This window comes from Streptomyces sp. NPDC030799, from assembly GCF_055572255.1.
In genome coordinates, this window is sequence record NZ_JBVIDS010000003.1 from 352,060 (window position 1) to 376,982 (window position 24,923).

Below are 24,923 nucleotides of genomic sequence, written 5' to 3' on the forward strand. Positions count from 1 at the left end.
TGTTGTGACATTCCCCCAGCCCTTCGCGCCTTACGGTCACGCTCGCCATCTGCGCATACTCCAGGATCGCCGCGCCTCGAACCGTTCGCGGACGAGGGCCGACTCGGATGGAGCTGAGGAAAAGTTGACGTCACACATGGTCTCTGCAGCAGCCGCCGGCACCTGGGTGCTCGGTGACTCGGAGGTCAACCGGATCGGTTTCGGCGCCATGCGCCTGACCGGTAGCGCCGCCTTCCACGAGGGCACCCCCCGCGACCGCAGCCAGGCGATCGACGTCCTCCGACGCGCAGTCAGCCTCGGCATCAACCACATCGACACCGCGGCCTTCTACTTCTCCCGGCTGCGTTCGGCCAACGAACTGATCAACTCGGCGCTGGCGCCCTATCCGGACGATCTCGTCATCGTCACCAAGGTCGGCCCGGCGAGGGATGCCGACGGCGAGTGGATCACGCCGGCGCGACCCGACCAATTGCGCGGCCAGGTCGAGGAGAACCTCCGCCAACTGGGCCGTGACCACCTCGACGTGGTCAATCTGCGCATCATGGACCAGGAGTCCATCACCGAACACTTCGGAGCTCTCGCCGAACTGCGCGACGCCGGACTCGTCCGCCACCTCGGTATCGCCGGCGCCCGCCCGGAGCACCTGGCCGAGGCTCAGGAGATCGCACCGGTGGTCTGCGTCCAGAACCGCTACGGCATCGACACCCCCGGCGGGCACGCGATGCTGCGCGCATGCGCCGCGCAGGGCATCGCGTTCGTGCCCTTCTTCTCCATCGCCGGGCAGGGACGCGAGGCCGGAGCCGTCCGGGCCGAGCACGACCAGGTCCGCGCCGTGGCCCGCGCACACGGCGTCTCACCCGCGCAGGTCCGTCTGGCCTGGACCCTGCAGCAAGGCTCCCATGTGCTGGCCATCCCCGGCACGGGCAACCCGGAACACCTCGTCGACAACGTGGCAGCCGGCGCACTCCGGCTCACGCCGGAAGAACGGCGGCTGCTCGATTCGATCGGCCGACCGCACACCGGCACGGGCACTAGTAACCCAACAGCCGGGACACTTCGGGGCTGATCTGGTCGGCCAGGTAGACGTGTCCCGCGTCTGTGGGATGGACGCCGTCACTGCCGATGAACTGGTGGGCGGAGCCGGTGAACCACGCACGCCGCACCGCGGACACATACGGCAGGGGCACTTCGGCCGCCGCAGCCGCGACGGCATCGTCGACCGGTCGCGAGGCGACCGGCTGCGGGTCGGAGTAGATGGGCCCGATGACCAGGATGCGCGCGTGCGGCAGGCCTGCCCGCAGCCGGCGCAGGGTGTCGACCGCGGCTGCCTTGCTTCGTGTCGGATCCAGGTCGTTGCGGGACCCTTCGACGATCACCACGTCGGGCGCCGCCGCGACAGCGTCGTCAACCCGTTGAGGGTAGGCCCGTCGGCCCGGCTGCGGGCCGGCAGTGGTGTAGCCCGTGCCGCCCTCACCGTCGAGAGTGAGCGTCAGTCCCAGCCGGGCTGCCACCAGCGCGGGCCAGCCGTGCGATCCGTAGCCGCCCTCGTCACTGCCGCCGGCGATGCTGTCGCCCATGACGAACAGCCGCAAGCTCGACCTGGTGGCGTCGGCAGAGGCGCTGCCGGCTCCGGCGGGGGCGCTGAGCAGACATGTCAGCACGGCCATCAGCACGACGACCAGCGTGCGTCCGGACTGCCGTATCGGCTTGGCCGAACGCCGCGGACGCGAAGATATCGCCATGGCCCGAGGTTAAGGCGCCACCAGAAACGTCACCAATGCAATACGTCCGAACGGGGACCTGCCGTGCAGCCACCCCGGTGACCCCGGCGGCGACGCAGCCCTGGCCACCATGAATCACACTCCGCCTTTTGATACGTTCGGATTGTGCACTGTTGAGGTGATATTAGGGGTTTCGGGAATGGCCATTTCGGTGTGCGGCAGTACCGCTTCTGAACGGCCGCCGACCATCAACGTGGCGGACCTGGGGGCTGTGGGAGACGGGCGGACCGACGACACCGGGGCCTTCGAGCTCGCCTATGCTGTCGCCGCCGCCCGGGTCAGGGACGGTGTCGGACGCATGGTGATCGAGATTCCGGCCGGCGACTTCCTCATCAGCCGGCCACATGCGCTGATGAATGGCGTGGCGCCCCCGCGGCCCGCGAACGGACTGCGTTTCTGCGGGGCGGGCAAACGCATGACCAGCCTCGTCTTCCGCCCCAAGACAGGCCCCGGCTCCTTCTTGTGCCGCAATGAGGACTGCTGGTTCAACCTGTCCTTCGAGCGCATGCAGTTCCGCTCGACCACCCCGGGCGCCTCCTTCTTCAGCTCCTACTCGACGGGGCAGGCACAGGACTACCGCTTCTCGGAGTGCAAGTGGACGGGAGAGTGGGAGTACGGCCTCGCGCTGGACGGCACGAACAACAACTCCGAAATGCGCTGGGAGGCGTGCGAGATCGGCGGCAGCTATCGCCGGGCCTTTCTCTACTCTGGTCTCTCACGGCGCGGACAGACCAACCTCAACGACCAGGACCAGTTCCTGAACTACTGGTTCACGGACATGAAGGTCGAGTACGAGTGGGGCAACTTCCTGGAGTTCCCCTACGGCGGCTCGATCACCTGCCGCGGCGGCTCCTACGTCGTCACGGGCCAACGCCCCGCGGCCACCCACGAATACGGCAGCACCAGCACGTTCTTCCGGTTCCCTGTGGCACAGCACTACGACGCCGTACAGCGCTTCCACGCCGAGGACATCCGCTTCGAGGTGCGCAACCGGAACGTGGTGATCATCGACTGCGTGTGGAACAGCGGAACGGTCCACTTCAACGACTGCGACGACACCGCCACCGCCGGCAAGGACTTCTCCGCCGACGTGCGAACGCATCGCTACACGGTAGGGCCGCGTGGACCGCTGATCCGTTACGACTCCTGTCAGTTGATGGGTCGTCACCAGTACCGCACGACCGACTCACACACGGCACTCCCCTCCGTCGTCCGCTATGACACGTGCCTGCTCCGTAACCATCCGGCGAGCACGTTCCTGGCGACCGACGGCACGGTCCGGCCCGGCTTCGTCACGTTCATCGACTGCATCGACAAGCCGGACGGCAGCGGTGCCCAGGTGCCGCCGCCGAACACGGGTGGCTCATGAGGCCGTGGCCGGCTCCACGACTCTGCCGTCCTTCGACGCGGTGACGACGGCGGTCACGAAGGTGCGGAGCGACGTCCGCCGTGACGCGCGCGTCATCAGGCGCCGACCGTGCCGTCCACTCCCTCGCGGAGGAAGTCGGCATGGCCGTTGTGGCGGCCGTACTCCAGGATCATGTGGAGCATCACCATCCGCAGGGACACGTCCTCACCCCAGCGCGGCTGGTGCCCGGCGAGGTCCAGGGACTCGGCCTCGCGCTCGATGCGGCGCGAGTGCTCGACCTCGGCCTCCCATGCCGCGAACGCCTCCTCGGCGCTCGCGTCCGTGGTGTCGTACGCGGCCTGGAAGTCGAACTCCTTCTCCGACCAGACCATCGGGGCGGCGTTGTCGTCGAACACCCGGCGGAACCAGGCGCGTTCGACCTCGGCCACGTGGCGGACCAGAGCGAGCAGGGAGAGGGTCGACGGTGGGCTCGACCGCTCCTTGAGCTGCTCCTCCGTCAGGCCCTCGCACTTCATCGCCAGGGTCGCCCGGTGGAACTCCAGGAACGCCCGCAGCGTCTCGCGCTCCGTACCGAAAAGGGGCGGACCAATACGTTCGACGCTCACGGCGGGTTCCTCTCGATGGCGAGCTGGGGCCTCGAAACTACACTGCCTGCCTTGAACCACCGGGAACCGGGGGGCCGTCAGCCTGCGGAGGTACACCCGTGGGCTGAGGAGACGGTGGATTGCATCCGGTGGGCGGACGCGGCACGGCCGTGGCGGATGACAGCGTTCCGCACATGCGCACGGATCTCGGCACAGCACACCGATGCGCGACCGCGGGCACAGCTGACGGTCAGGCAGTTGAGCCCGGTTCCGTCCAGGAGACCCAGGGAGAGGCCGTGACCACCACACCGTTCACCAGTCGAGACACCTTGACCCGTCGTCGCCTTCTGGGAGCCGCGCTGGCGGTCGGCGCGGCCGTGCCGTTCGGCCTCGCCGGGCCGGCCCGGGCGGCCTCGGGTACGTCGACCCCGGCGCAGCTCGCCCTGCCCGCGCCGACCGGGCCGTACCCGGTGGGCACGGTGGCGCTGCACCTCGTCGACGCCGCCCGCCCGGACCCCGTGGCGGGACCGGGGCGCCATCGGGAGCTGATGGCGAGCGTCTGGTACCCCGCCCGGGACGCCGAGCGGTATCCGCCGGCACCGTGGATGTCCCCTGCCAACCTGCGAGCGCTGCTCACGTCCGCGGACTTCCCCGCCGACGCCGCACAAGTGCCGCTGACCGCCGGTCACCAGGGTGCCCCGGTGCGGCGCGGCGGCCGGGAGCTGCTGCCCGTCGTCGTGTACTCGCACGGCGCGCACAGCCACCGGGGGGACCACACCGTCATGGTGCAGGAACTCGCCAGCCACGGCTACGCGGTGGTGACAGTGGCCCACACCTACGACGCCTTCACCGAGTTCCCCGACGGACGGGTCCTCGCCCCGGACCGGGAGGTCGCAATGGGGCCGGCGGACTTCGCGGCCGACATCCGGTTCGTCCTCGACTGCGTCGAGGACCTCGCCGCCGGGCGCAATCCCGACGCCGGCGGCCGGTCGCTGCCGCAGGGCCTGGCCTGCGCGATCGATCCGCGCCGCATCGGCATGTTCGGCTGGTCGAAGGGCGGGACGGCGACCGCCCGCGTCATGCTCGACGATGCCCGCGTGCGGGCTGGGCTGAGCCTCGACGGTCCGATGCTGCCCGCCGTCACCGGTGATCTGGACCGGCCGTTCATGATGATGACCGCCCAGTTCACCCGGGCCGCGGAGCCGAGCGTCGCCGAGTTCTGGACGCACCTGCGGGGCTGGCGGCTCGACATCCGGGCCGAGGGTGCCGTCCACTCGTCCTACGGCGACAACCAGGTGCTGATTCCGCAGCTGGCGAAGGCGGTGGGGATGAGCGACGAGCAGCTGCGCGCCTGGACCGGCACGCTCGACCCGGCCCGGGCGGTACGCATCCAGCAGGCGTACCCGCTCGCCTTCTTCGACCTGCATCTACGCGGTCGCCACGGCCACCTGCTCGACGGCCCGTCCCGGGCCTTCCCCGAGGTGACCTTCCTGCCGTGAGACGAGGGCCGCGGCGCCCAGCCCGCGGGCGCCGCGGTGCGGCTTCCCGCACGGGGTGCGGGGTCAGTACGCGGAGTTGACGTTGTCGATGGAGCCGTAGCGGTGCGCGGCGTAGTTGGCCGCGGCGGTGATGTTCGCCACCGGGTCGGTGGCGCTGTGCGCCGTGCCGTCGACGTGGTACGCGTTGAAGGTGGGGTCGATCACCTGCAGCAGACCCTTGGACGGGGTGCCCTGCCGCGCGTTGACGTCCCAGTTGTTCTGGGCGTTGGGGTTGCCGCCGGACTCACGCATGATGTTGCGCTTGAGGCCTTCGTAGCTGCCGGGGATGCCCTTGGCCTTCATGATCGCCAGGGACTGCTTGATCCAGCCGTCGAGGTTGCCTGTGGTGCCGCTGGTGCCCTTGGAGTCGGCGTGGCCGGCGCTGGGGAGGGCCGCGATCGTGTGGGCGGCGTTCGTCTGCGGGGCTTCGGCGGCCTGCGCGGACGCCGGCATCAGGGTCAGCGCGACGGTCGCGGCGCCGGTGGTGGCGATGCCGGTCAGGGCGAGGGTACGCAGGCGGGCAAGGCGGCGGGTGGTGAACGCGGTCATGAAGGGGTCTCTCCTGTGGGGACGTCGTAGAGGCGCCGGCCGGGTCGGTCGCGGCCTGTAGGGCGTCGGGGCGAGGCCCCGTGCTGCAGGGCACAGCGGACCAGGCCTGGGTAGGTAGGCCCGGTGCGTCCTGCGGCTCCGGCAACGACAGACATGGTTATCGGGGCGCGGAAACCGGCGCAAGAATGTGACGTACTACCCAACTACGGAGAAATGTCCAAAATTAGCCGTTCTAGCGGCTTTCTTTCCTGCTTGAGGCGGTCTGGAGCTACTATCCGCGGTAGGACGTGACATGGCTCTCGTGGGAGGCGTCACCCCCCTCCCCCGTCCAGCAGCCTCCGGACCTCCCCCGTCGTCTCAGCCGCGCGCGGCCACATACAGGCTCTGGGTACTGCGGCCGAGCGGCCCCTTCTCGTCGTGCAGGGCGGACTCGGCCAGACCAATACCGGCGCCGTCCACCATCGTCCGGGCGTCCAGGCACACCCACTCGCCCTCGGGATGGCGGTGCAGGCCGACGGTGAGGTCGGCATTGACGAAGACGTAGCGGTGGAAGTCCAGCTCGGCACTGACACCATTGCCCGAGTCGGCAGCCGTCAGCACCCGGCTGAGCGGCGTGATCTCCTCCCCGGCGACCAGGGGGACCCTCATCCGCATCCACGCGGTGGCCGGTCCGGGATCGAGGAACGAACCGGCCGCGAAGCGTACGTCCATGGCGGTGTGGTAGCCCTGATCCCACGGAACCGGGAAGAAGGCCTTCAAGGGCGCGGTCGAGGGCCCGGGCACCTGCGGGCCCGGCGACACCTGGGGTACCGAGTCCGGCGCGGTCTTCATCAGCAGCACCGTCGCCCGCATCACTTCCTGGCCGCCGTCGGGTGTCAGCACCGCCTCCACGAGCTCGACGCTGCGCCCGGCGCGCAGCACGCGTGTGACCACGGTCAGCGGCCGTATCGGGACCGGGCGCATGATCTCGTAGGTGAGCCGGGCGACCCGCATGTCCGGCCGTCCGCCCGGCCGTTGCTCGACGGCCAGAGCGAGCAGGGCGGCCGGCGGGCCGGCGTGCTGGGAGTCGGCGTCCCAGGGGCCCCGGGTGTAGGCGGTGGGCAGGAACCGGCTGCCGGACTCCCGCTCGTAGAAGGCCTCGGCTTGCGACGTCGGCACAGCTGCCCCTTCCTACCGCGCGGACTCCGGAGACCTCATCTTACTAAGCGCTTGTTCATCTCGCCGAGGATTGTTCGAAGACCTGCTCCCCAAGGAGTCATGACGGTGCGGATGCCGAGGGCTTCCAGCTTGGTCTTGACGACGGCGCCGCGCAGGGCGTTCTCGTCCGGCAGGGAGATCGCCACGGCGGCGTCGGCGCCCCAGGCGCGCACGCGCGCGACGAACTCGTCCGGTGTCGCGGCGGGGTCGAGCCGCTCACTCGTGCCCGGGAACAGGTCCGGAGTGCAGTCGCCGTGGGTGTGGAAGAGACGGGCCTCGGCACCGAGCTGCGCCAGGGCGGGGGCGATGCCGTGGATGTAGGGGTCGGCGCGCTGGATGTCCGCGGACCGGAGGAAGGCGATGCGCTGCATCTGTCGGCTCACTTCTCTGCGGGTGCGGGCCGGCGCGTGGGCGGCGTCGGACCCGTGCGGGCGTGGGCCATGCCGGCCACGAGGTGGTCTCCCGGCAGGCGGGCACCCCGCCTCGATGCCGAGGGGGCCCTCGTCAGTCCGTGCGGGGCGGCGATCGGCAGGAATGGGCGGCCGTACGGCGGTGTCGAGCTGTTCGGGGGCTGTCGACCACGCTGACCGCCCCAGTAGCGGCCACGGAGAGGGGCCGGAATGTGCGCGCGCTTCGGTCGCAGGATCCTCTTCACGCCGCCGCAGTAGACCGCACCCGCCGGGCCGGGACCATGAATCCAGGCGCCGACGAAAGGCACGGGCCCCAGGCGTCCGACGTTGCGGAAGCGCACACTCCGCCGTGCTGATCCAGCAGACGGCGGGCCCAACACGCGGAGGCCGCCCGGGCGTTCCGGGCGGCCTCCTGACGCTCACGGGCCTGACCGGCCCTGTGCTCGCGGCGGGATCAGTACCAGCCGGTGCACTTGATGTGGTGCGTGGAGTCGTTCCACGCACAGGCGCGCATCACATAGCCGCCGTCGTAGCGTGAAGCGGTATGCGTGTCCGAGCCGCTCCGCACCGTGGTCAGGCTCAGCGGGCCTTCCCAGGTGCGGCCGTTGTTCGAGGAGCGGTCCACCCAGACCTTGTCGCCGGGGTCCGCGTTGTAGATGCGGCCCCATGCGCAGCGGGTGGAGGTGCTGTAGCGGAGCTGGATGTTGATCGAGTCGACCTTCGCCGTCTTCACCGTCTTGGGATGGGCGAACGTGCACGACCCCGCAGCACTGGCGTCGGCGGCGGCAGCGCTTGTCGCGGCGACGGCGCCGCCCAAGCCCGTGAGCAGGGTCGTCGTCGCGACCAGGACCGCTGCGCGGGTGCTGAGGCGCGGTATGAACATGATTCCTCCGTCGTGGATGCAGACCGAGGTGGCTGCCCGGCCCTGAAGTCAGCTGTCGTCGCTGCCTTGTGCGGCCTGGGCGCACCGTCCCCCGTGTTGGAACCGGCTTGCGTCGACGACGCTACGAGAGCGGCTGCCCCAGCGAATCCCACGGTGGTTGCAATTCGCGGGTCAGTCCCCGGCGGTACGCCGGCTACCGCGCAGGTTTACGCCCCTCAAGCCATCCACCGCCGGAGTTCAACCCCTGGTCCGACGGCCGGCCAAAGACGTCATGGCTAGTCTTCGGGCATGCGCTTGGGGGTGACGCCACGTCAAAGGGTCTGTGTCGACACGGCGATCGCAGCGGGCATGCTGGGAGTCACACTGGGCTTCGCCGAGCAGTACACGCCCTCCGGCTGGCCCCCCTTCGACACGCGTGCCGTCGTCCTGACCTGCGTCATCCATCTGCCGTTGGCGGTCCGTCGGGTGATCCCGTGGCCGGTGCTGTGGTGCACCTGCGCCGGCCTCGCCGTCTACACCGCTCTCGGCTACCAGCCGTCGGTCAACGTGTGGTCGCCGATGCTGGCGTTCTTCACGATCGCCGCCGCACGGCCCACCCGGGAGACCGCCTTGGCGGCCCTGCCCGTCATAGGCGCATGGCTCCACAACACGATGGCCTCCCATGCGGTGTCGGCGGCCGTTGCCCTGGGGCAGACCCTCGTGGTCCTGCTGCTCGCCTGGGGTTTCGGCCGGAACCTGCGCCGTCTGGAGCAGCAGAACGCCGAACTGGACCGCCTCACCGCGCGGCTGCGGGCCGAGGAGGGAGCGCGTGCCCGGCACGCGGTGACCGAGGAACGCGTGCGCATCGCCCGGGAACTGCACGACGTGGTCGCCCACCATCTGTCGGTGGTCTCGGTGCAGAGCGGACTGGCCCGGTACGTCTTCGACACGGACGCCGCGAAGGCCCGCGAAGCACTGCACACCATCGAGGGCACCACGCGCGAGGCGCTGGAGGAGATGCGCGGCCTGCTTCATGTGCTGCGCGTGACGACGGACGGCACCGACGCCGTGTGCGGACCGCCGCCCGACCCCGACACGGGCCTGGCCCGCCTGGGAGAACTGTCCGCACGCATGGTCGCCGCGGGGCTCACCGTCGACACCCACGTCACGGGTGTGCCGCGGCAGCTGGCTCCGGGAGCCGATCTGTGCGCCTACCGGATCGTCCAGGAGGCCCTGACCAACACCCTCAAACATGCCGGGCCGGCCGCCCGGGTCCGGGTATCACTGGTGTACGGCACCGGGACGCTGACCGTCACGGTGACCGACGACGGGGGCCGAAGGGAAGGCGGCATCGGTGAGCGGGAGGCCCCGGCCACCGACCCAGGCGTGGGAATCGGTCAACGCCCGCCAGCATTCGGACAAAGCTCCATGGGAACCGGGCATGGGTTGATCGGCATGTATGAACGCGTGAGGCTTTATGGCGGCAGTTTCCGCGCAGGGCCCCGACCGGCGGCGGGATTCGAGGTGGCGTTCACGCTACCCGCCCCGTACCGCGCGGGCCGGGACGGCCACCCGGCCGCGGAGCCGCCTGCAGACAGATGAGGTGCACCGAGTTCGGGGGGACCACGGGAATGACACGTGTGCTCGTCGTCGATGACCAGGCACTCGTCCGCAGCGGGCTCTCGGCGCTGCTGCGTGCGACGCCCGATCTGGACGTGTGCGGGGAAGCCGCGACCGGCGAGGAGGCGGTCGCACTGGCCGCAGGGAGACGGCCGGACGTGATCCTCATGGACATCCGGCTCCCCGGACTCGACGGGGTCGCCGCGACCGAGCAGATCCTCACCGCGTCGGACGAGCCCAAGCCGAAGATCGTCATGCTCACCACGTTCGACCTCGACGAGCTGGTGTACGCCGCGCTGCGGGCGGGCGCGAGCGGCTTCCTGCTCAAGGAGACGCCTCCGGAAAGGCTGTTCACCGCCATCCGGACCATCGCGGACGGTGACATGCTGTTCGCGCCGACCGTCACCCGGCGGCTCATCGACACCTACCTCAGCCGTCCGTCACCCGCCAGCACCGACCCCGCCGTCCTGGCCTCGCTGACCAACCGGGAGCGAGACGTACTCAGTCTGGTCGGCCAGGGACTCTCCAATCGGGAGGTGGCCGACCGCCTCACGGTGAGCATCGCCACGGTGAAGACGCATCTGAACCGGATGATGGCCAAGCTCGACCTCAGCAGCCGGGCACAGGCCGTGACGGTGGCGTACGAGACCGGTCTCATCCACCCCCGCCGTGTCCCGCACGCCGACAGCGCATCCCTGTGATCCGCGACCGTTCGGACGACCTGTGACCCGGGGCCTGCCGGAACCGGCACCGAGGAAGGCAGCGTCCATCGATGCACAAGATCGCTCAAGGGGCCAGAGGAGTTCCAGATGACCGGCACGGCCACCCGTTACCTCTATCTCGTCCGGCACGGCGAGGCGTCGGCGGACGAGAGCGGGCTGACAGCGGGCGGCCGTCGGCAAGCCACACTGCTCGGCCGGCGCCTCCGGGACATTCCCCTCGCCGCTGTCCACCATGGTCCGCTGCCCCGGGCGGAGCAGACCGCGCGTCTCATCGGCGACCAGCTGAAGAACGTCCCTCTGCACGTCTCGGACGTTGCCGGAGACTACGTTCCCCATGTGCCGGCAAGGGACGAGCTCCCTCAGGAATCGGCAGACTTCTTCCTCCGCTTTCTCGCCGACGCCACGGATGAGGAGCGGGAGCACGGACCTGCGCTGGCCCGCCGCGCGCTGGATCTGTTCACCGGGCCGGTGGAGGGAGAAGAGGAGCGGCACGAACTGGTCGTCACCCACAACTTCCTGGTCGCCTGGCTCGTCCGGGACGCCATGTACGCGCCGAAATGGCGTTGGCTCGGCCTCAACCACGGCAACGCCGCGCTCACGGTGATCCGCTACGCTCCCGGTCGGCCGGCCTCCGTCCTCGTCTCCAACGACATGCGCCATCTGCCCGCCGAGCTGCGCTGGACCGGCTTTCCCCCCGAATTGCACATCTGAGGGGGGCGTCCGTCGTCCGTTGGGTCAGCGGTCGCTCGGGTCCGTGCCGTGGGCCGCCTCGTCGCCGGCCTCGGGGTCCTCGATGCCTTCGAGGGGCTTGCCCGCTGTCGTGCCCCGTTCGGGCTGGTAGCCCTCCTTGGCTCCGGCCGTACCCGGGACGGACCGGCTTCGTGCCTGGCTCTCCGCGCCCGAGTGCGACCCGGGCTCCTCCGGGGTGCGCGCACGGTCGTAGCGGTCCCCGTGCTGGTCGCGCCTGGCTGTCATCTCCATGCCTCCCTCCGAAGTCGAGCCACACCGAGTACCCCGGGCCGGGAGCCGGAAACCGCTTCGGGCCGGCGACGACATCGACGGCGGGCCGCGCCGGAGCTCAGCTGTCCCACGACCAGTCCGCCACCTCGGGCAGGTCCGTCCCGCTCTCGCGGATCCAGTCGTGGTGGCGCTGCCGGGTGTCCTCCATGCGCTGGCGTACGGCCGCCGCCCGTACGGCCAGGCCGGGGACGCGGTCGATGACGTCCATCACCAGGCGGTAGCGGTCCAGGTCGTTGCGGACCACCATGTCGAACGGCGTGGTCGTGGTGCCGATCTCCTTGTATCCGCGCACGTGCAGGTTGCGGTGACCGGTGCGCCGGTAGGCGAGGCGGTGGATCAGCCACGGATAGCCGTGGTAGGCGAAGATCACCGGTTTGTCAGCGGTGAAGAGCCCGTCGTACGCGAAGTCGCCCATGCCGTGCGGGTGTTCCTCGCTCGGCAGCAGCCGGGCGATGTCGACGACGTTCACCACCCGCACGACAAGCTCGGGCAGGTGGCGGCGCAGCAACTGGGCCGCCGCCAGCACTTCCTGGGTGGGTACGTCCCCGGCGCAGGCCAGCACCACGTCGGGTTCACGCGCGCCGTCCTCGGTGCCGGCCCACTCCCAGATGCCGGCGCCGCGGGCGCAGTGGACCTTCGCCTGCTCCATCGACAGCCAGTCGAAGCACGGTTGTTTGCCGGCGACGACGACGTTGACGTAGTCACGGCTGCGGAGCACGTGGTCGGCCACGGACAGCAGGGTGTTGGCGTCCGGCGGCAGGTAGACCCGCACGACTTCCGGGCTCTTGTTCAGCACGTGGTCGACGAAGCCGGGGTCCTGGTGGGAGAAGCCGTTGTGGTCCTGGCGCCATACATGGGAGGTCAGCAGGTAGTTGAGGGAGGCGAGGGGGGCCCGCCAGGGCAGGCGGCGGGTGGTACGCAGCCATTTGATGTGCTGGTTGACCATCGAGTCCACGATGTGCACGAACGCCTCGTAGCAGGAGAACAGCCCGTGCCGGCCGGTGAGGAGGTAGCCCTCCAGCCAGCCCTGGCAGGTGTGTTCGGACAGGATCTCCATCACTCGGCCGTGCCGGTCCAGGTGCTCGTCGACCGGGAGGGTGGCGGCCTGCCAGGCCTTGCCGCTGGCCGCGTAGACCGCTTGGAGCCGGTTGGAGGCGGTCTCGTCGGGGCCCACGAGCCGGAAGTCGCGCCGGCCGGCAGTGGCCGCCATGACGTCCTGCAGCATGTCGCCGAGCACGCGGGTCGGTTCGTGCAGGGTCGCGCCGGGTTTGTCGACGGTCACGGCGTAGCGTTCCAGCGGAGGCAGGGGCAGCTCGCGCAGCAGGAGTCCGCCGTTGGCGTGCGGGTTCGCACCGAGCCGTCGGGCGCCCCGGGGGATGCAGGCCAGCACGTCCGCGCGCGGGGCACCATGCTCGTCGAACAGTTCCTCGGGCCGGTAGGAGCGCATCCACTGCTCCAGTCGGCGCAGGTGTTCGGGGTTGTCACGGACAGCGGCGAGCGGCACCTGGTGGGCACGCCAGGTGCCTTCGACCGGCAGTCCGTCGACCTCTGCGGGACCGGTCCAGCCCTTGGGTGTGCGCAGGACGATCACCGGCCAGCGGGGCCGGTCGGTGACCCCGTCCCGGCGGGCGGCGCGCTGCAGGGCGGCGATGCGGTCGGCGGCGGTGTCCATCGCTTCGGCCATCGCGCGGTGGACGGCGGCCGGGTCGTCGCCGGTGACGTGGATCGGCTCGTGGCCGTAGCCGCTGAGGAGTTGATCGAGTTCGGCGTCGGGCAGGCGGGACAGCACCGTCGGGTTGGCGATCTTGTAGCCGTTCAGGTGCAGGATCGGCAGCACGGCGCCGTCATGGACCGGGTCGAGGAATTTGTTCGCATGCCAGGAGGCGGCCAGCGGGCCGGTCTCCGCCTCTCCGTCCCCGATCACGCAGGCGACCAGCAGGTCCGGATTGTCCAGTGCGGCGCCGTAGGCGTGGGACAGGGAGTAGCCGAGCTCCCCGCCCTCGTGGATCGAGCCCGGGGTCTCGGGGGCGACATGGCTGGGCACCCCGCCGGGGAAGGAGAACTGCTTGAAGAGCCGGGCCATGCCGGCCGCGTCCCGGGTGATGTCCGGGTAGGTCTCGGTGTACGACCCCTCCAGCCAGGAGTTCGCCAGAACGGCCGGGCCGCCGTGGCCGGGCCCCCAGATGCACAGGGCGTCCAGGTCGCGGGCCTTGATGACGCGGTTCAGATGAGTGTGGACCAGGTTGAGGCCCGGCGAGGTGCCCCAGTGGCCGAGCAGCCGTGGCTTGACGTGCTCCGGCCGCAGCGGTTCGGTCAGCAAGGGGTTGGCCATGAGATGGATCTGGCCCACGGAGAGGTAGTTCGCGGCGCGCCAGTGGGCGTTCAGGGTGGCGAGCTCCTCGTCGGTGAGTCCGGCGGACGCCTGCTGCGTGTCGAGGGACATCTGTGGTCCTTCCCGGTTCGGCCGGTGATCGGGGGTGTGACGCATGCCGGTCTCGGCGCTGGGGGCACAGCACGTCACCTTCCGGCGTACCGACCGGTGCCCGACAGGGGCCGTTCGGCCCCGTCGCCGGGCCGAACCGTCTGTATTCCGGGTCGCCCCCAAGGCACAAGCTCCACCCCGTAGAGCATCTGCCCCGTCGCCGGGTCACGCTCGGTGACCGGCTCCGGATGGATGCGCACGAACACTCCCTCGGGGGAATCGGACGACGGCCGTCGCCCCGCCGGTGACGACTCCGCTCCATCCCGGGGCCTTGTTCATGTCGGCTCTGGGTCGCGGCCGGATGCGGAGGAGGCCACCGGCTACGGTGGCCATGTGTCGACTGTCCGGGGCGCTCGTGTGCCGGCTGTCCGAGGCACTGGAGGAGTGAGCGGTATGGAGATCACGGCATCGCAGAAGATCACCACGTTCTTGATGTTCGAGGGCGACGCCGAGGAAGCGATGACCTTCTACATCTCACTCTTCGACGGCGCCGAGCTCGTCAACATCACCCGCTACGGCGCCGGGGGCGAGGGCAAGGAGGGGAGCGTGCGGCATGCGACGTTCTCACTCGCCGGCCAGCAGTTCATGTGCATCGACAGCCCTGCGAAGCACGATTTCACCTTCACCCCCGCGGTCTCGCTCTTCGTGCAGTGCGAGAGCGAGCCGGAGATCGACCGCCTCCACGCGGCCCTGGTCGAGCGCGGCACGGAGCTCATGCCGCTGGGGGACTACGGGTTCAGCAGGAAGTTCGGCTGGGTCAACGACCGGTTCGGCGTCTCCTGGCAACTGAACCTGCCGGCCTGAGCCGAACCGCGGCTGCGTCAAGGGACCCTCAGCCTCTGCACCCTGCCGAGCGGCGACGACGCCTGGTACGGCCAAGGGCGGTGCCGCATCCTCCACCTGCACGGCATATGATCACGAGCATGTCGGTCCTCCACGAGCGTTCCGCCCTCAATCAACTGGCCCCCGGCGAGCGGCTCTTGGGCTACGGCACCGTCGTTCCTGCCAAGAGCGCCAAAGGCATCAGCCCGACCATCGTCCGGTCCCTCGCGAACGACCTGGTCAACAGCGTCGGCGCCCAGTCCGGAGCAGCCGGAAGCATCGCCGCTCAGATGCCCCACACGTCCGGCGCGCTGCTGCTGCGGGTGACCGACCAGCGCATCGGACTCGTCCAGCCCCTCGACGGCACCCCGGTGTGGGAGGTGCCGCGGGCCTGGGTGACCCGGGTCGAACGCAGGCCGCGCACACAGCTGATGGCCCGCTTCCGGCTGCACTACGCCGACAGCTCCTGGCTGGCCTTTCTCACGATGCGGCGCCGCACGATCGACCAGTTCCGCTCACTCATCGGCTGACCCCCCTCCCGGGCCCGGGCCTGCGGCCCGACCGGGTCAATATGACCTGGACCACATCTACAGGTCTTCCGCGGCCGCCACTGGAGGCGTAAGTTCCACTTACCCCGCGACGGCGCCTCCAAGGCGCTGGTCCGCCAGGCCCGGGGTGGCGGACCAGCGGGGGCCAAATCTTCACATCTGCGACGGGACGACCGCCACGCTGAATCCGGCCCGAGGGGCCGGGGCCGCCGTGACTGCCCTCGCGCCGGAACTGCCGGCCGATGGGCTCGTGGTCGATGGGCTGATGGTCGCACCGATCGCTGTCGCCGGTGGTGGCTCCGCCCCGGACGGGGCGAAGGACTCCCTGGTGACCGCCGGGCATCCGCCTGCCCCGGCCCTGGCCACGACTTCGCTCCACCGACCCGGCATGATGATCAGCATGACTTCGATCGCCCAGACCCCGATCACCGGCCTGGACCTCACAGGTTTCACCGAGCGTGAGCCCGGCCTGTGGACCGATGCAGCGGGGCTCGTCCTGTCGGTCCACTTCTTTCCCCTGGTTCCGGACCTGCCGGCCCCCCTGCACGAGCAGGAGCGGCTGCGCTACGGGAGCGCCCAGGGCGCGGCCGGATCCGGTGGCGGCCTCATCGAAGCGGTGGTGGGAAGCGTGGACGGCGTCCCGGCGCTGCGCCAGCTGATCAAGATGCCGCTGCAGAGCAGGCAGGGGCAGGCCTTCATCGGCAGTTGGACGCTGCCGAAGGACCGTTGCAGCACCGTGGTGAAGGTGCAGGCTGCGGAGGGTGCCACGACCGGCCTGCGGGAAGCCATGGTGATGAGTCAGGTGGGGCCGGCCGCCTACTTCCAGCCCCATCCGTACGCCGGGGGCGGGCAGTTCGGCGGTCTGCCGTACCACGTGGCCGACCTGGAGCAGTGGGATCCCCAATTCCCCGATCACCCGCTCACCTTGGTGCGCGCCGCCCTGCGCCGGATCACGCCGACAGTCACCCTTCACGACCAGTTCAAGACCCTGCCGCCGTTCCCCGGCCCGACGCCACCCCTGGCCCACCCCGGTCCGTCTCCGGCTCCCTACGGCGGCCCGGTCCCGCCCGCACACCCCGGCCCCACCCCTGCCCCACACCCCGTGTCCTCTCCCCCGCCCCACCCTGGCCCGTCCGCCCCGCTCACACCTGGACGCGGCTGGTTCCGCCGCAGAGGCGTCTAGGACGTTTCCTGCCGTCATCGGCTCGTCGGTCCCGGGATCCCCTCGTCAGCAGCGTCGAGGAGATCATCGCGGCCGGTCGAGCCGCCGGCGTCGTACGCAGCTCCAGGACGTCATGGGCCTTGTTTCCTGCAGGCGATCACTGCGGACACGGCCAAGGTCGTGGCCAGGCTGCCGATCATGACCATCGCGACGCCGACCCCGAACAGTCCGGTGGAGTCGTCCGACCAGTCCGCAAAGGCCGCAAGGGTGAGACCGGCCGTCGTACCCGACACACCGCCGACGGTGTAGCCCCGGTACGCCGCCCAGCACACCGGTACCAGCAGGGTCAGCACCAGCCCGATCACCTGCCACGCCTCGTACGGGCCGGTCGTCGAGCCATCGGGACGGACGTCGCGATGCTGGTCCCAGCCCAGCCAGACAGCCCACGCAGCCAGTGACACCCCCGCCAGCAAGGGAATCGAGAGCAGGTGAGGTACGGATTTCAGTAGTCCTTGACGCATCCCCCCAGCGTTGCGACCGGCTCCCTCCCCCACCAGCGCGCACATACTCAGGCGCTCCTCCGTCAACATCCCCAACTCCCGTGGCGGAGAAGGCCCTGCTCCAGGCAGCAGTACGAACATGAAGGCGGCGGACATGACGACGTGGGCACTGGTTGTCGAGATGACCTTGGGTGCCGGCGAGGGCAAGCACATGGAGGCGCACGTCGTCGCGCACGTCTCCGGAACTCGTGCCGAGGCGCTCGCGGAGTTGGAACGGCGGGCCCGGAACCACTCGCCCGAGCATCCCCGAAGTCCCAGACGCCGTCGGCTCCTTCGGGACGGCGACGGTTTCCTCGTCGTCGTGGACGGGGCATGGCAGTCCTTCGCCACCCGGTTCACGGTGGCGGAACTGCTGGAGGACTCCGCCGCGCCCGCCGCCCCAGAACCTGTGGAGACGCCGACTGGCCCCGTCGCTTCGCCGGATGAGCCGGCGGAGCAGGACGAGCGGTACGCGGACGGGGTGCCCGTCAAGCCGGCCTGGCTGGGGCGCGACGACCTGCCGTAAGCGTGCCGCATCGTCGGACACGCCCGCACTGTACCCGCCGGCAGATGCGGGTCCCTCAGCCGCCGACGAGGGCGACGAGCTTGATGAAGACCAGGTCGGGATCGGCGCTGAGATCCAGGACTTCGTCGAGGTCCTCCACCTGGCGATCGCCTGCCGGCACGAACAACCCGTTGGCCGGCAAGGCGCGTTCGGCGATCACGGCCTGGTGCTCTCGATGCGGCGGGGCTCGCGCAGACGGTAGCCGTTCAGGTCGGTCTCCCGGACCCGGATCCTGATCAGCTCGCGTACGGTCATCCCTTCCGGCAGCCCGGCGATCTCCCGCTCGGTGACCGGCCCGCCCGTCGCGGTCTCGTCCCGGAAGGTCACGGTGGCCATCAGGCACCTCGCTTGATCTGCAGGAGAACGGACTCGTCGGTGATCTTCGTGCCGGCGGCGAGCAGGAACGCCTTGCTGAGGATCAGGGAGAGCCGTTCGTCCAGTTCCCCGGGCTGCCACTGGCCGGTCGTACCACGGGAGTCCATCCATCGGGCAGCATCGTCGCGCAGCCGTACGACGAGCCGGTGCGCGGTCGAGCGCGGCGCTCGGCAACCGCTCGCCGTATCCGTCCCGCCGAGGCGCAATCCCGAAGCGCGCCGCTGACGTACTGAGAGTAGGGCCGCAGTCCGGAAAGAAGAGGGTGCATCCATCATGCGAGTACAAGGCGCGAGGCGTCTCGTCGCGGCGTCCGCGGCCGGCCTGCTGATGGCCGGCGGCGCTGCGATCGGCGCAGCAGGCACGGCGGCAGCAGCAGCCCCGTCCGTTCACACCGGTGTGATCACCGACCAGTGCTTCGGCCATCACGACTGGCGCTGCTTCGACCACGGCGGGTTCCGCTTCGACCACCGGGGCTTCTGCTTCCACCACCCCTGGTTCTGTTTCGACCACCGCTTCGACCACCGGTTCGACCACCGGTTCAACAACGGAACGGTTGTGATCATCGTCGGCTAGCGGTCACCACAGGCAATCGAGGGCGCGTCCACGGGCGCGCCCTCCGCGGCGTGGCGTGTGCGCAGACGACCTGGTGGGAGGCTTCTACCTAGGCGAGTTGAGTACGCGTGCTCAGGCAGGCCGTCCGTGTCCGCTCATAGCGTCCAGCCCATGCACACAGACCACGCTGCTCGCGGTCCCGTGCTCCGGGTGGGCATCACGTCAGTGGCGTCCTGCCTGCCGGAGCTCGCGGTCACGTCCCAGCACTTGCAGGAGCAGATCTCCACGGCATCCGGGCTGCGGTTGCCAGCCCGGATGCTCGAACGCGTCACCGGGATCGTCTCGCGCCGGGCCGCGGCGGAGGGCGAGTACGCCTCGACGCTCGCGGTGCGGGCGGCGCGTACCGCGCTGGTCCGGGCCGGTCTGGCTCCGTACGACGTGGATCTGCTGGTGTTCGCCTCCGCCACGCGGGACATGGCCGAACCGGCGACTGCCCACGTCGTGCAGGCCGAGCTGGGCTCCCGGGCGCATGCGCTGGATGTGACGAACGCGTGCAACAGCTTCGTCAACGGAATCGACACGGCGCGGGCGATGATCCTGGCCGGCCGGGCCCGCCGGGCTCTGGTGGTCACCGGGGAGACCCCGAGCCGGGCGGTGCGGCACGCCCCTTCCGGCCCCGGCCAGCTCCGGGACGGCTTCGCGGGCTACACCTTCGGTGACGCGGGAGCCGCGGTCGTGCTGGAGGCCGTGGAGCAGGGCGGCATCCTCGACGTCGACACCGAGACGCATTCCGAGCACTGGCGGGTCGGCGGGATCTTCGGTGGCGGTTCGCGTCACCCCCGCGGGGACGAGCACACGTACTTCCGCGGCGACGGGACCGAACTGCGCGAGGTGTTCGAGAAGATCGGCACGTCGGTGCTGGACCGGATGAGGCTGCGCACCGGGCTGGACTGGGGCGACTTCCGGTACGTCCTGGTGCACCAGGTCACCGTGCCGTACCTGGAGCGGTTCGTGGAGCTCACCGGCATACCCCGGGACCGGCTCGTCGTCACGGTGCCCGACCTCGGCAACATGGCCAGCGCCACGCTGGGCGTGCAGCTCGACCGGGTCCACGGGCGGCTGCTTCCCGGCGACCGGGTGCTGTTCGTGGGCCTGGGCGGTGGCGTGAGCCTGATGACCATGGTGTGGGAGAAGGCGTGAGTGCCCTGTGGGTGGTGGTGCCCGCACACCAGGAGGCCACGCGGATCGGCGCCACGCTGGACGCGCTCGCGGCCCAGCACGACCGGGACTTCACGCTCGTCGTCGTGGACAACGCCTCCACCGACGCCACGGCAGCGATGGCGTACGACTTCGCCCGCCGGGCCCCCTTCCCGGTCCATGTGCTCAGCGAGCCGGAGAAGGGCGTCGGCTGTGCCGTGGACACCGGTTTCCGGTACGCCATAGGCAACGGCGCGACGATGCTGGCCCGCACCGACGCGGACTGTCTGCCGCGCCCCGGCTGGACGGCCGCCGCCCGCGACGCCCTGAGGCAGGGCGCAGGCCTGGTGTGCGGTCGTATCGACGCACGTCGCGACGAACACGGACCGCTCGGGCGTGCCGTCTTCCGCACGCTGGTCCGCGTCGCCGCGTTCTTCGGCCGGGTCCGCCCCGCGCACGGGCGCCGGCACGGCTATCTCACGCCGTACCGGATGCACGCCGGTAACAACATGGCCGTCACGGCCGCCCTGTACGAAGCCGTCGGCGGTATGCCGCGCCGCCCCTCCCCCACCGACCGTCTCTTCCTCAACCGGGTCCGGCGCCGCACCACCGCCATCGTCCACGCCCGCGCCATGGTCGTCGAGAACTCCACCCGGCGGCTGCGCGCCTACGGGCTGGTCGGCACGGCCCGCTGGTACCTCGACCGGGGCCCGGGCCGGCACCCGGAGGACCCGCGCTGATGCTCGACACACTGGCCCACGCCCTGCGCAAGAGCCCCGATCGGCCCGCCGTTCTCGGCACCGCCCGGAACGGAGCCGTACGCGTCATGGCCACCTGCGGGGACCTGGCCGACCTCACCGACCATTACGCCGCTGCGCTGCACGCACGGGACATCGCACGCGGCAGCACCGTCGGCGTCGCGGTACGGCCCGGACCCCGGGCGCTGGCCGTGATGCTCGCCGTACACCGGCTCGGGGCGCGGGCCGCGGTGCTCGACCCGGGCGCGGGACCGGACGTGCTGCGTGCCCGGCTCACCCTCGCCCGGCCCGATGTCGTCCTCGCCGACGCCACCGCCCAGGCCGTCGCCGGGTGGGCCCGCCCGCTCGCCCGTCGGGCGCACCTGGCCCTGCCGGACCTCGAGACGCTGGGGCCGGTGGCCACGGTCGGCCCCCGACTGCCCGGCTGCGCCCCGGCGTTGGAGACCGGGGTCCGGTCGGTGGTCCTGCCGCGTCCGGTGGACGAGGACGGCGACGCGGTCATCGTCTTCACCTCGGGCACCACGTCCCGGCCGCGTGCGGTGGTGCACACCCGTTCCTCGCTCGCGGCGGGGATGGCCACGGTGACCGGTCTGGTCCGGGTGGAGGCCGAACGGCCGGTGCTGGGCGGGACGTTCTTCGTCCTCGTGCCGTCCCTGGCGAGCGGTGCACCGGTCGCGCTGCCCGCCCGCTCGCCGCGCGTTCTGGTCCGGCAGCTGCGCCGACTGGACCCGCAGGCCACCTATCTGACGCCACCTCAGCTGCGGTTGCTGCTCGCCGCGGGGGCCCGGTTCACCGGGCGGGTGTGGACGGGGTCGGCTCCGGCCAGTGCCGATCTGCTCACCCGGGTCAAGCAGGCGGGGGCGCGGGAGGCGTGGGGCGTGTACGCGCTGACCGAGCTGTTCCCCGCCGCCGCGGTGGAACAGGCCGACAAGGCCGCTTTCACCGGCGGGGGCGATCTGGTGGGCGCTCCGCTGCCGGGGGTGACGGCCAGGACGGACGCCTCCGGTGAACTGCTGCTGGCCGGTCCGGCGGCCCGGGACCGTTACCTGGGCGAGGAACCGGACCCGTGGGTCGCCACCGGTGACCGTGCGCACCTGGAGGGCGGCCGGATCGTGCTGCAGGGCCGCCTGAAGGACATGGTGCTCAGGCGCGCGGAGAACATCTACCCGGGGTTGTACGAGCCGGCGCTGCACGTGCCCGGCGTCGAACTGGCCCTGCTGGTCGGCGTACCGGCCGGTGACGGCGACGAGCGCCTGGTCGCCGTCGTGCAGCCGGGCCGGGGTGCCGACCGTGCGGCGCTGCGGGCCGCGCTGACCGGTCCGCTGGGGCGGATGGGGTCCGCCCGGCCCGATGCGGTGCTGCTGGCCGACATTCCGCTGTCCGGGCGCTCCCGCAAGCCGGACCGCGCGGCCACCGCGCGCCTGGCCGCCGCCCGCCTCGCGGAAGGGGCCCGGGGATGAGCGCGCCGCTGTGGGTGGTCGTACCGGCCTACAACGAGGAGGCCGGCATCGGGGCCACCCTGGCCGCGCTCGCCGCCCAGACCGACACCGGCTTCACCCTGGTCGTCGTCGACAACGCCTCCACGGACGCGACCGCGGAGGTCGTGCGCCGCTTCGCCGCCGCCGCGCCCTTTCCCGTGCACCTCGTCGAAGAGGAGGAGCCGGGCACCGGGGCCGCCGTCGACACCGGATTCCGGTACGCCATCGGGCAGGGCGCCGCACTGCTCGCACGGACCGACGCCGACTGCGTACCCGCCGCGGACTGGATCGCGGCGGTGCGCAGGGAGTTCGGGCGCGGCACGGAGCTGGCCTGCGGGCGGAGCGTGCCACGCAGGGACGAACACCCCTCGCTCGCCGAGCGGTATCTGCTGCCGGCGGTGATCCGCGCGACCGCGCTGTACGGGCGGTACCGCACCGAGCATCGCCACCCGCGCTTCCGTGCGCCGTACGTGCTGTGCCACGGCCACAACCTCGCCGTCACGGCGGCTCTGTATCTGCGCTGCGGGGGCACACCGCGCGTCCCGCTGCAGGGGCCGCCCGAGGACGTGGTCCTCCTCAACCGGGCACGCGCGTACAGCGACCGGATCGCGCGGGCCGAGCGGATGGTGGTCCACTCCAGCCTGCGCCGTCTGCGGGCGTGGGGTGCGCGCCGGACCCTCCTGTGGTCCTGGGACCGACGCTACTGCCCCGCCGACACGAGAGAGGTACACGTGCGATGACCGCCGCGCCCGTCCAGCCCGGCGTACGGGCGGCACGCCGCCGTGACCGGCGCGTGTACACCCGTTCCCACCCCGTGCTGTTCACTCTGCTCGCGGCCGGCCGTCACCGGACGGTGACCCGGCTCGGAGGGACGGTGCTGGTGCACGGCAGCGATGCGTACCGGCACGCCCTCACCCGTGTTCCGCTGGACCGCACCGCGGCCGGCACCACCGGCGGGGCCGCGCGGGAGCTGTCCGCCGGCGGGTCGCTGTTCGACCAGGAGGGCGCCGGTCACCGTGCCACCCGCCGTGCGGTTGCCGAAGGGCTCGGCGCGGCCGGGGTGGAGCGGCTGCGCCCGGTGTGGCGGGAGGTCCTCACCCGCCGTCTCGCCCCACTGGCCGACGGCCGCACGGTCGACCTGGTGCCGCTGGCCCGCGAGCTGGCCGGGGCCACCGTCTGTGCGCTGCTCGGGACGGACGCGGACCCGGAGGGTGTCGCCGTGGCTGCCGCCCACGTGGCGGCCGCCGCCGTACGCGGTCATCTGCCCGGGCCACGGCTGCCCGGCACCGCCCGGGCGGCGGCCAGGGCGACGGCCCGCTTGGAGGCCCTGCTCACCCGAGGCAGCACGCCCGGCGAGTCGGCGGAAACGGCCTTGCGGGCCATGCTCGCGGTAGCCGCCGTCAACACCACGGTGGCGGCTCTCCCACGCGCCGCAGCCTGGTGTGCCGACGCGGCCTGGTGGGACCAGGCGGCCGACGACCGGCTGCGGCCGGCCCTGGTGACCGAACTGCTGCGGGTGATCGCTCCGTCCCCGCTGCTGCCGCGCGCCGCAGCGGCCGGCGGCGCTCTCGACCGGTGCCCGGTACGGGCAGGGGACCGCCTGATCCTGGTGGCACGGCACGCGGCCCGGGCGCACACCGATCCCCCGAACATCCGCAATCCCGCGCCGCCCGAGGTGGCCCAGCTCGTCTTCGGCGCCGGATCCCACGCCTGCCCCGGTGCGCGCCTGGCCCGCGCGCAGCTCGACGACGCGCTCGCCGCACTCGCGGCCCACCGCCCCGCCGTCGTGCGGGCCCGTGTCGACCGGTCCGCGGCTCTGCCCGGCTGGCGTTCGCTCACCGTCCGCTCCACCGCCCGCCCTTCGGAGGCCCGATGACCACCATCGCCGTCACGGGGGCGAGCGGCTTCTGCGGCTCCCATGTCGCCGCCACGGCTGCCCTCCGGGGCGCCGAGGTGCTGTGTGTGGGGCGCCGCCCCGGCCCGGTCGGACGGCACATTCCGTGGGACGCCGCCCACGAGGTGCCGGACCTCGCCGGCGCCGACATCGTGGTGCACTGCGCGGCGGCGGTCGGCGACCCGGTGCCCGGCTCCCCCGCCGAAGCGGCGATGCGTGCCGTCAACGTGGAGGGCACAGCACGTCTGTTGCAGGCCGCCGCCGGCCGACCGGTGGTCTGGGTGAGCAGCGCCAGTGTCTACGCGCCCGGCCCCGGAAGGGCGCGGATCACCGAGGACCATCCGGTGCACAGCCAGCTGAACGCGTACGGCCGTACCAAGGCCGCCGGTGAGGCGCTGGCGCTCACTGCCGGTGCCGTGGTGCTGCGCCCCCGGGCGGTCTACGGTGCCGGGGATCCGCATCTGGTGCCGCGGCTGGTGTCCCGCGTCCGCGGCGGCCTGCTTCTGCTGCCCGGCCCGAGCGTCCGCCTCAGCCTGACGGCCGTGGAGAACCTCACCGAGGCGTGCCTGAGCGCCGCCGACTGGCCGCCGGGCGCCTACAACATCGCCGACCCGGCGCCGTACGACCGTGACCAGGCCGTACGGGCGGTCCTCCGTGCCCACGGCATACGGGCCCGGATCCGCCACCTGCCGGCGGCGGTCGCCCACGCCGCAGCGGGCGCCGCCCAGTCGCTGGCCCGGCTGCGTCCGCACACTGAGCCGTTCCTCACCCGTTATGCGGTCGACCAGCTGGCCAACTCCGTCGTCCTGGACGTGTCCAAGGCCGAGGCCCAGGGCTGGACGGGTGGTCGTGTGCTCGGGGACTACACCGCGGCCCGGCCGGCCGTGTGAGCGGGCCGG

28 protein-coding genes and 1 pseudogene are annotated in these 24,923 nt (G+C 71.3%); 17 read left to right on the forward strand and 12 right to left on the reverse strand.

The genetic code is table 11. The features are described from left to right. Nucleotides 1–136 precede the first annotated feature (136 nt). The gene (locus tag ACZ41I_RS09080) at nt 137–1,066 is read left to right on the forward strand and encodes an oxidoreductase (RefSeq protein ID WP_468513647.1); all 930 of its coding nucleotides are present in this window, start codon (nt 137–139) and stop codon (nt 1,064–1,066) included. On the opposite strand, the gene ACZ41I_RS09085 is transcribed toward ACZ41I_RS09080, so the two are convergent. Beyond that, entirely contained in the window at nt 1,032–1,742 is a 711-nt protein-coding gene (locus tag ACZ41I_RS09085; RefSeq protein WP_399769225.1) for an SGNH/GDSL hydrolase family protein, read from the reverse strand. The genes ACZ41I_RS09080 and ACZ41I_RS09085 overlap by 35 nt on opposite strands. 109 nt (nt 1,743–1,851) lie before the next feature. On the opposite strand from ACZ41I_RS09085, the gene ACZ41I_RS09090 reads away from it, so the two are divergent. After that, the gene (locus ACZ41I_RS09090) at nt 1,852–3,150 is read left to right on the forward strand and encodes a glycosyl hydrolase family 28-related protein (RefSeq protein ID WP_468513648.1); all 1,299 of its coding nucleotides are present in this window, start codon (nt 1,852–1,854) and stop codon (nt 3,148–3,150) included. Between the two features lie 95 nt (nt 3,151–3,245). On the opposite strand, the gene ACZ41I_RS09095 is transcribed toward ACZ41I_RS09090, so the two are convergent. After that, on the reverse strand, nt 3,246–3,755 hold the full coding sequence (locus tag ACZ41I_RS09095; protein ID WP_468513649.1) for a DinB family protein: 510 nt from the start codon (nt 3,753–3,755) through the stop codon (nt 3,246–3,248). A gap of 275 nt (nt 3,756–4,030) precedes the next feature. Here ACZ41I_RS09095 and ACZ41I_RS09100 point away from each other — a divergent pair, with 275 nt between their 5' ends. After that, nucleotides 4,031–5,233 (forward strand): alpha/beta hydrolase family protein, encoded by a 1,203-nt coding sequence (locus tag ACZ41I_RS09100; RefSeq protein ID WP_468513650.1) that lies wholly within the window; start codon nt 4,031–4,033, stop codon nt 5,231–5,233. A gap of 63 nt (nt 5,234–5,296) precedes the next feature. On the opposite strand, the gene ACZ41I_RS09105 is transcribed toward ACZ41I_RS09100, so the two are convergent. The 4 genes from ACZ41I_RS09105 to ACZ41I_RS09120 form a co-directional block, all read right to left on the reverse strand. Further along, on the reverse strand, nt 5,297–5,821 hold the full coding sequence (locus tag ACZ41I_RS09105; protein ID WP_399769231.1) for a transglycosylase SLT domain-containing protein: 525 nt from the start codon (nt 5,819–5,821) through the stop codon (nt 5,297–5,299). A 357-nt stretch (nt 5,822–6,178) separates the two neighbouring features. Further along, nucleotides 6,179–6,979 carry a thioesterase family protein gene (locus tag ACZ41I_RS09110; protein ID WP_468513651.1) on the reverse strand — a complete coding sequence of 267 codons (801 nt, stop codon included), beginning with the start codon at nt 6,977–6,979 and terminating at the stop codon, nt 6,179–6,181. Between the two features lie 35 nt (nt 6,980–7,014). Next, a complete protein-coding gene (locus ACZ41I_RS09115) occupies nt 7,015–7,389 on the reverse strand; it encodes a hypothetical protein (protein ID WP_468513652.1) in 375 nt (124 codons plus the stop codon). Nucleotides 7,390–7,882: 493 nt separating this feature from the next. Continuing rightward, complete coding sequence (locus tag ACZ41I_RS09120; RefSeq protein WP_399769237.1) at nt 7,883–8,311, reverse strand: DUF2690 domain-containing protein; 429 nt, start codon at nt 8,309–8,311, stop codon at nt 7,883–7,885. A 288-nt stretch (nt 8,312–8,599) separates the two neighbouring features. Between ACZ41I_RS09120 and ACZ41I_RS09125 the strand changes: the two genes are divergently transcribed. The 3 genes from ACZ41I_RS09125 (at nt 8,600) to ACZ41I_RS09135 (ending at nt 11,343) form a co-directional block, all read left to right on the forward strand. Next, on the forward strand, nt 8,600–9,892 hold the full coding sequence (locus ACZ41I_RS09125) for a sensor histidine kinase (RefSeq protein ID WP_468513653.1): 1,293 nt from the start codon (nt 8,600–8,602) through the stop codon (nt 9,890–9,892). 29 nt (nt 9,893–9,921) lie between these two features. Further along, nucleotides 9,922–10,611 carry a response regulator transcription factor gene (locus ACZ41I_RS09130; RefSeq protein WP_363219839.1) on the forward strand — a complete coding sequence of 230 codons (690 nt, stop codon included), beginning with the start codon at nt 9,922–9,924 and terminating at the stop codon, nt 10,609–10,611. Between the two features lie 108 nt (nt 10,612–10,719). Further along, nucleotides 10,720–11,343, forward strand: a complete 624-nt coding sequence (locus ACZ41I_RS09135; protein ID WP_399769242.1) for a histidine phosphatase family protein — start codon at nt 10,720–10,722, stop codon at nt 11,341–11,343. Between the two features lie 24 nt (nt 11,344–11,367). Here the strand turns inward: ACZ41I_RS09135 and ACZ41I_RS09140 are convergent, their stop codons facing one another. Together ACZ41I_RS09140 and ACZ41I_RS09145 are read right to left on the reverse strand one after the other, a co-directional pair. Then, nucleotides 11,368–11,607 carry a hypothetical protein gene (locus ACZ41I_RS09140; RefSeq protein WP_468513654.1) on the reverse strand — a complete coding sequence of 80 codons (240 nt, stop codon included), beginning with the start codon at nt 11,605–11,607 and terminating at the stop codon, nt 11,368–11,370. Between the two features lie 103 nt (nt 11,608–11,710). After that, on the reverse strand, nt 11,711–14,095 hold the full coding sequence (locus ACZ41I_RS09145) for a phosphoketolase (RefSeq protein ID WP_399769246.1): 2,385 nt from the start codon (nt 14,093–14,095) through the stop codon (nt 11,711–11,713). 432 nt (nt 14,096–14,527) lie between these two features. Between ACZ41I_RS09145 and ACZ41I_RS09150 the strand changes: the two genes are divergently transcribed. From ACZ41I_RS09150 to ACZ41I_RS09160, 3 genes are all read left to right on the forward strand, one after another. Beyond that, complete coding sequence (locus ACZ41I_RS09150; protein ID WP_468513655.1) at nt 14,528–14,938, forward strand: VOC family protein; 411 nt, start codon at nt 14,528–14,530, stop codon at nt 14,936–14,938. Nucleotides 14,939–15,057: 119 nt separating this feature from the next. Beyond that, nucleotides 15,058–15,486: a hypothetical protein gene (locus ACZ41I_RS09155; protein ID WP_363218317.1), complete on the forward strand. Its 429-nt coding sequence runs from the start codon at nt 15,058–15,060 to the stop codon at nt 15,484–15,486. Between the two features lie 418 nt (nt 15,487–15,904). Then, entirely contained in the window at nt 15,905–16,687 is a 783-nt protein-coding gene (locus ACZ41I_RS09160; protein WP_468513656.1) for a hypothetical protein, read from the forward strand. Nucleotides 16,688–16,797: 110 nt separating this feature from the next. On the opposite strand, the gene ACZ41I_RS09165 is transcribed toward ACZ41I_RS09160, so the two are convergent. Next, on the reverse strand, nt 16,798–17,187 hold the full coding sequence (locus tag ACZ41I_RS09165; RefSeq protein ID WP_468513869.1) for a hypothetical protein: 390 nt from the start codon (nt 17,185–17,187) through the stop codon (nt 16,798–16,800). A 133-nt stretch (nt 17,188–17,320) separates the two neighbouring features. Between ACZ41I_RS09165 and ACZ41I_RS09170 the strand changes: the two genes are divergently transcribed. Next, nucleotides 17,321–17,731 (forward strand): hypothetical protein, encoded by a 411-nt coding sequence (locus tag ACZ41I_RS09170; RefSeq protein WP_468321635.1) that lies wholly within the window; start codon nt 17,321–17,323, stop codon nt 17,729–17,731. A gap of 55 nt (nt 17,732–17,786) precedes the next feature. Here the strand turns inward: ACZ41I_RS09170 and ACZ41I_RS09175 are convergent, their stop codons facing one another. From ACZ41I_RS09175 to ACZ41I_RS09185, 3 genes and pseudogenes are all read right to left on the reverse strand, one after another. Continuing rightward, nucleotides 17,787–17,930: a hypothetical protein gene (locus ACZ41I_RS09175; RefSeq protein WP_468513657.1), complete on the reverse strand. Its 144-nt coding sequence runs from the start codon at nt 17,928–17,930 to the stop codon at nt 17,787–17,789. Further along, nucleotides 17,927–18,106, reverse strand: a complete 180-nt coding sequence (locus tag ACZ41I_RS09180) for a hypothetical protein (protein WP_468513658.1) — start codon at nt 18,104–18,106, stop codon at nt 17,927–17,929. The genes ACZ41I_RS09175 and ACZ41I_RS09180 overlap by 4 nt, the downstream gene beginning before the upstream one ends. Before the next feature lie 95 nt (nt 18,107–18,201). Beyond that, nucleotides 18,202–18,276 (reverse strand): annotated as a pseudogene (locus ACZ41I_RS09185) (GNAT family N-acetyltransferase); the annotation flags it as partial. Between the two features lie 142 nt (nt 18,277–18,418). On the opposite strand from ACZ41I_RS09185, the gene ACZ41I_RS09190 reads away from it, so the two are divergent. The 7 genes from ACZ41I_RS09190 to ACZ41I_RS09220 all read left to right on the forward strand — a co-directional run bounded on the left by ACZ41I_RS09190 (nt 18,419) and on the right by ACZ41I_RS09220 (nt 24,914). Further along, nucleotides 18,419–18,718: a hypothetical protein gene (locus ACZ41I_RS09190; protein WP_363218311.1), complete on the forward strand. Its 300-nt coding sequence runs from the start codon at nt 18,419–18,421 to the stop codon at nt 18,716–18,718. A gap of 150 nt (nt 18,719–18,868) precedes the next feature. Next, on the forward strand, nt 18,869–19,897 hold the full coding sequence (locus ACZ41I_RS09195; RefSeq protein ID WP_468513659.1) for a 3-oxoacyl-ACP synthase III family protein: 1,029 nt from the start codon (nt 18,869–18,871) through the stop codon (nt 19,895–19,897). Beyond that, the gene (locus tag ACZ41I_RS09200) at nt 19,894–20,634 is read left to right on the forward strand and encodes a glycosyltransferase family A protein (protein WP_399769264.1); all 741 of its coding nucleotides are present in this window, start codon (nt 19,894–19,896) and stop codon (nt 20,632–20,634) included. The genes ACZ41I_RS09195 and ACZ41I_RS09200 overlap by 4 nt, the downstream gene beginning before the upstream one ends. Continuing rightward, nucleotides 20,634–22,112: a class I adenylate-forming enzyme family protein gene (locus ACZ41I_RS09205; RefSeq protein WP_468513660.1), complete on the forward strand. Its 1,479-nt coding sequence runs from the start codon at nt 20,634–20,636 to the stop codon at nt 22,110–22,112. Before ACZ41I_RS09200 ends, ACZ41I_RS09205 begins: the two co-directional genes overlap by 1 nt. Continuing rightward, nucleotides 22,109–22,870 (forward strand): glycosyltransferase, encoded by a 762-nt coding sequence (locus ACZ41I_RS09210; protein WP_468513661.1) that lies wholly within the window; start codon nt 22,109–22,111, stop codon nt 22,868–22,870. The genes ACZ41I_RS09205 and ACZ41I_RS09210 overlap by 4 nt, the downstream gene beginning before the upstream one ends. Further along, nucleotides 22,867–24,006, forward strand: coding sequence for a cytochrome P450 family protein (locus ACZ41I_RS09215; RefSeq protein ID WP_468513662.1), 1,140 nt, complete (start codon nt 22,867–22,869; stop codon nt 24,004–24,006). Before ACZ41I_RS09210 ends, ACZ41I_RS09215 begins: the two co-directional genes overlap by 4 nt. Then, complete coding sequence (locus tag ACZ41I_RS09220; protein ID WP_468513663.1) at nt 24,003–24,914, forward strand: NAD-dependent epimerase/dehydratase family protein; 912 nt, start codon at nt 24,003–24,005, stop codon at nt 24,912–24,914. Before ACZ41I_RS09215 ends, ACZ41I_RS09220 begins: the two co-directional genes overlap by 4 nt. The last annotated feature ends 9 nt before the right edge of the window (nt 24,915–24,923 follow it).

Coding starts and splice junctions, on each gene's coding strand:
- ACZ41I_RS09080 (WP_468513647.1), top strand. CDS start 137: ATGGTCTCTGCAGCAGCCGCCGGCACCTGGGTGCTCGGTGACTCGGAG.
- ACZ41I_RS09085 (WP_399769225.1), bottom strand. CDS start 1,742: ATGGCGATATCTTCGCGTCCGCGGCGTTCGGCCAAGCCGATACGGCAG.
- ACZ41I_RS09090 (WP_468513648.1), top strand. CDS start 1,852: ATGAATCACACTCCGCCTTTTGATACGTTCGGATTGTGCACTGTTGAG.
- ACZ41I_RS09105 (WP_399769231.1), bottom strand. CDS start 5,821: ATGACCGCGTTCACCACCCGCCGCCTTGCCCGCCTGCGTACCCTCGCC.
- ACZ41I_RS09115 (WP_468513652.1), bottom strand. CDS start 7,389: ATGCAGCGCATCGCCTTCCTCCGGTCCGCGGACATCCAGCGCGCCGAC.
- ACZ41I_RS09120 (WP_399769237.1), bottom strand. CDS start 8,311: ATGTTCATACCGCGCCTCAGCACCCGCGCAGCGGTCCTGGTCGCGACG.
- ACZ41I_RS09125 (WP_468513653.1), top strand. CDS start 8,600: ATGCGCTTGGGGGTGACGCCACGTCAAAGGGTCTGTGTCGACACGGCG.
- ACZ41I_RS09130 (WP_363219839.1), top strand. CDS start 9,922: ATGACACGTGTGCTCGTCGTCGATGACCAGGCACTCGTCCGCAGCGGG.
- ACZ41I_RS09135 (WP_399769242.1), top strand. CDS start 10,720: ATGACCGGCACGGCCACCCGTTACCTCTATCTCGTCCGGCACGGCGAG.
- ACZ41I_RS09140 (WP_468513654.1), bottom strand. CDS start 11,607: ATGACAGCCAGGCGCGACCAGCACGGGGACCGCTACGACCGTGCGCGC.
- ACZ41I_RS09145 (WP_399769246.1), bottom strand. CDS start 14,095: ATGTCCCTCGACACGCAGCAGGCGTCCGCCGGACTCACCGACGAGGAG.
- ACZ41I_RS09150 (WP_468513655.1), top strand. CDS start 14,528: ATGGAGATCACGGCATCGCAGAAGATCACCACGTTCTTGATGTTCGAG.
- ACZ41I_RS09155 (WP_363218317.1), top strand. CDS start 15,058: ATGTCGGTCCTCCACGAGCGTTCCGCCCTCAATCAACTGGCCCCCGGC.
- ACZ41I_RS09160 (WP_468513656.1), top strand. CDS start 15,905: ATGACTTCGATCGCCCAGACCCCGATCACCGGCCTGGACCTCACAGGT.
- ACZ41I_RS09165 (WP_468513869.1), bottom strand. CDS start 17,187: ATGCGTCAAGGACTACTGAAATCCGTACCTCACCTGCTCTCGATTCCC.
- ACZ41I_RS09170 (WP_468321635.1), top strand. CDS start 17,321: ATGACGACGTGGGCACTGGTTGTCGAGATGACCTTGGGTGCCGGCGAG.
- ACZ41I_RS09180 (WP_468513658.1), bottom strand. CDS start 18,106: ATGGCCACCGTGACCTTCCGGGACGAGACCGCGACGGGCGGGCCGGTC.
- ACZ41I_RS09190 (WP_363218311.1), top strand. CDS start 18,419: ATGCGAGTACAAGGCGCGAGGCGTCTCGTCGCGGCGTCCGCGGCCGGC.
- ACZ41I_RS09195 (WP_468513659.1), top strand. CDS start 18,869: ATGCACACAGACCACGCTGCTCGCGGTCCCGTGCTCCGGGTGGGCATC.
- ACZ41I_RS09205 (WP_468513660.1), top strand. CDS start 20,634: ATGCTCGACACACTGGCCCACGCCCTGCGCAAGAGCCCCGATCGGCCC.
- ACZ41I_RS09210 (WP_468513661.1), top strand. CDS start 22,109: ATGAGCGCGCCGCTGTGGGTGGTCGTACCGGCCTACAACGAGGAGGCC.
- ACZ41I_RS09215 (WP_468513662.1), top strand. CDS start 22,867: ATGACCGCCGCGCCCGTCCAGCCCGGCGTACGGGCGGCACGCCGCCGT.
- ACZ41I_RS09220 (WP_468513663.1), top strand. CDS start 24,003: ATGACCACCATCGCCGTCACGGGGGCGAGCGGCTTCTGCGGCTCCCAT.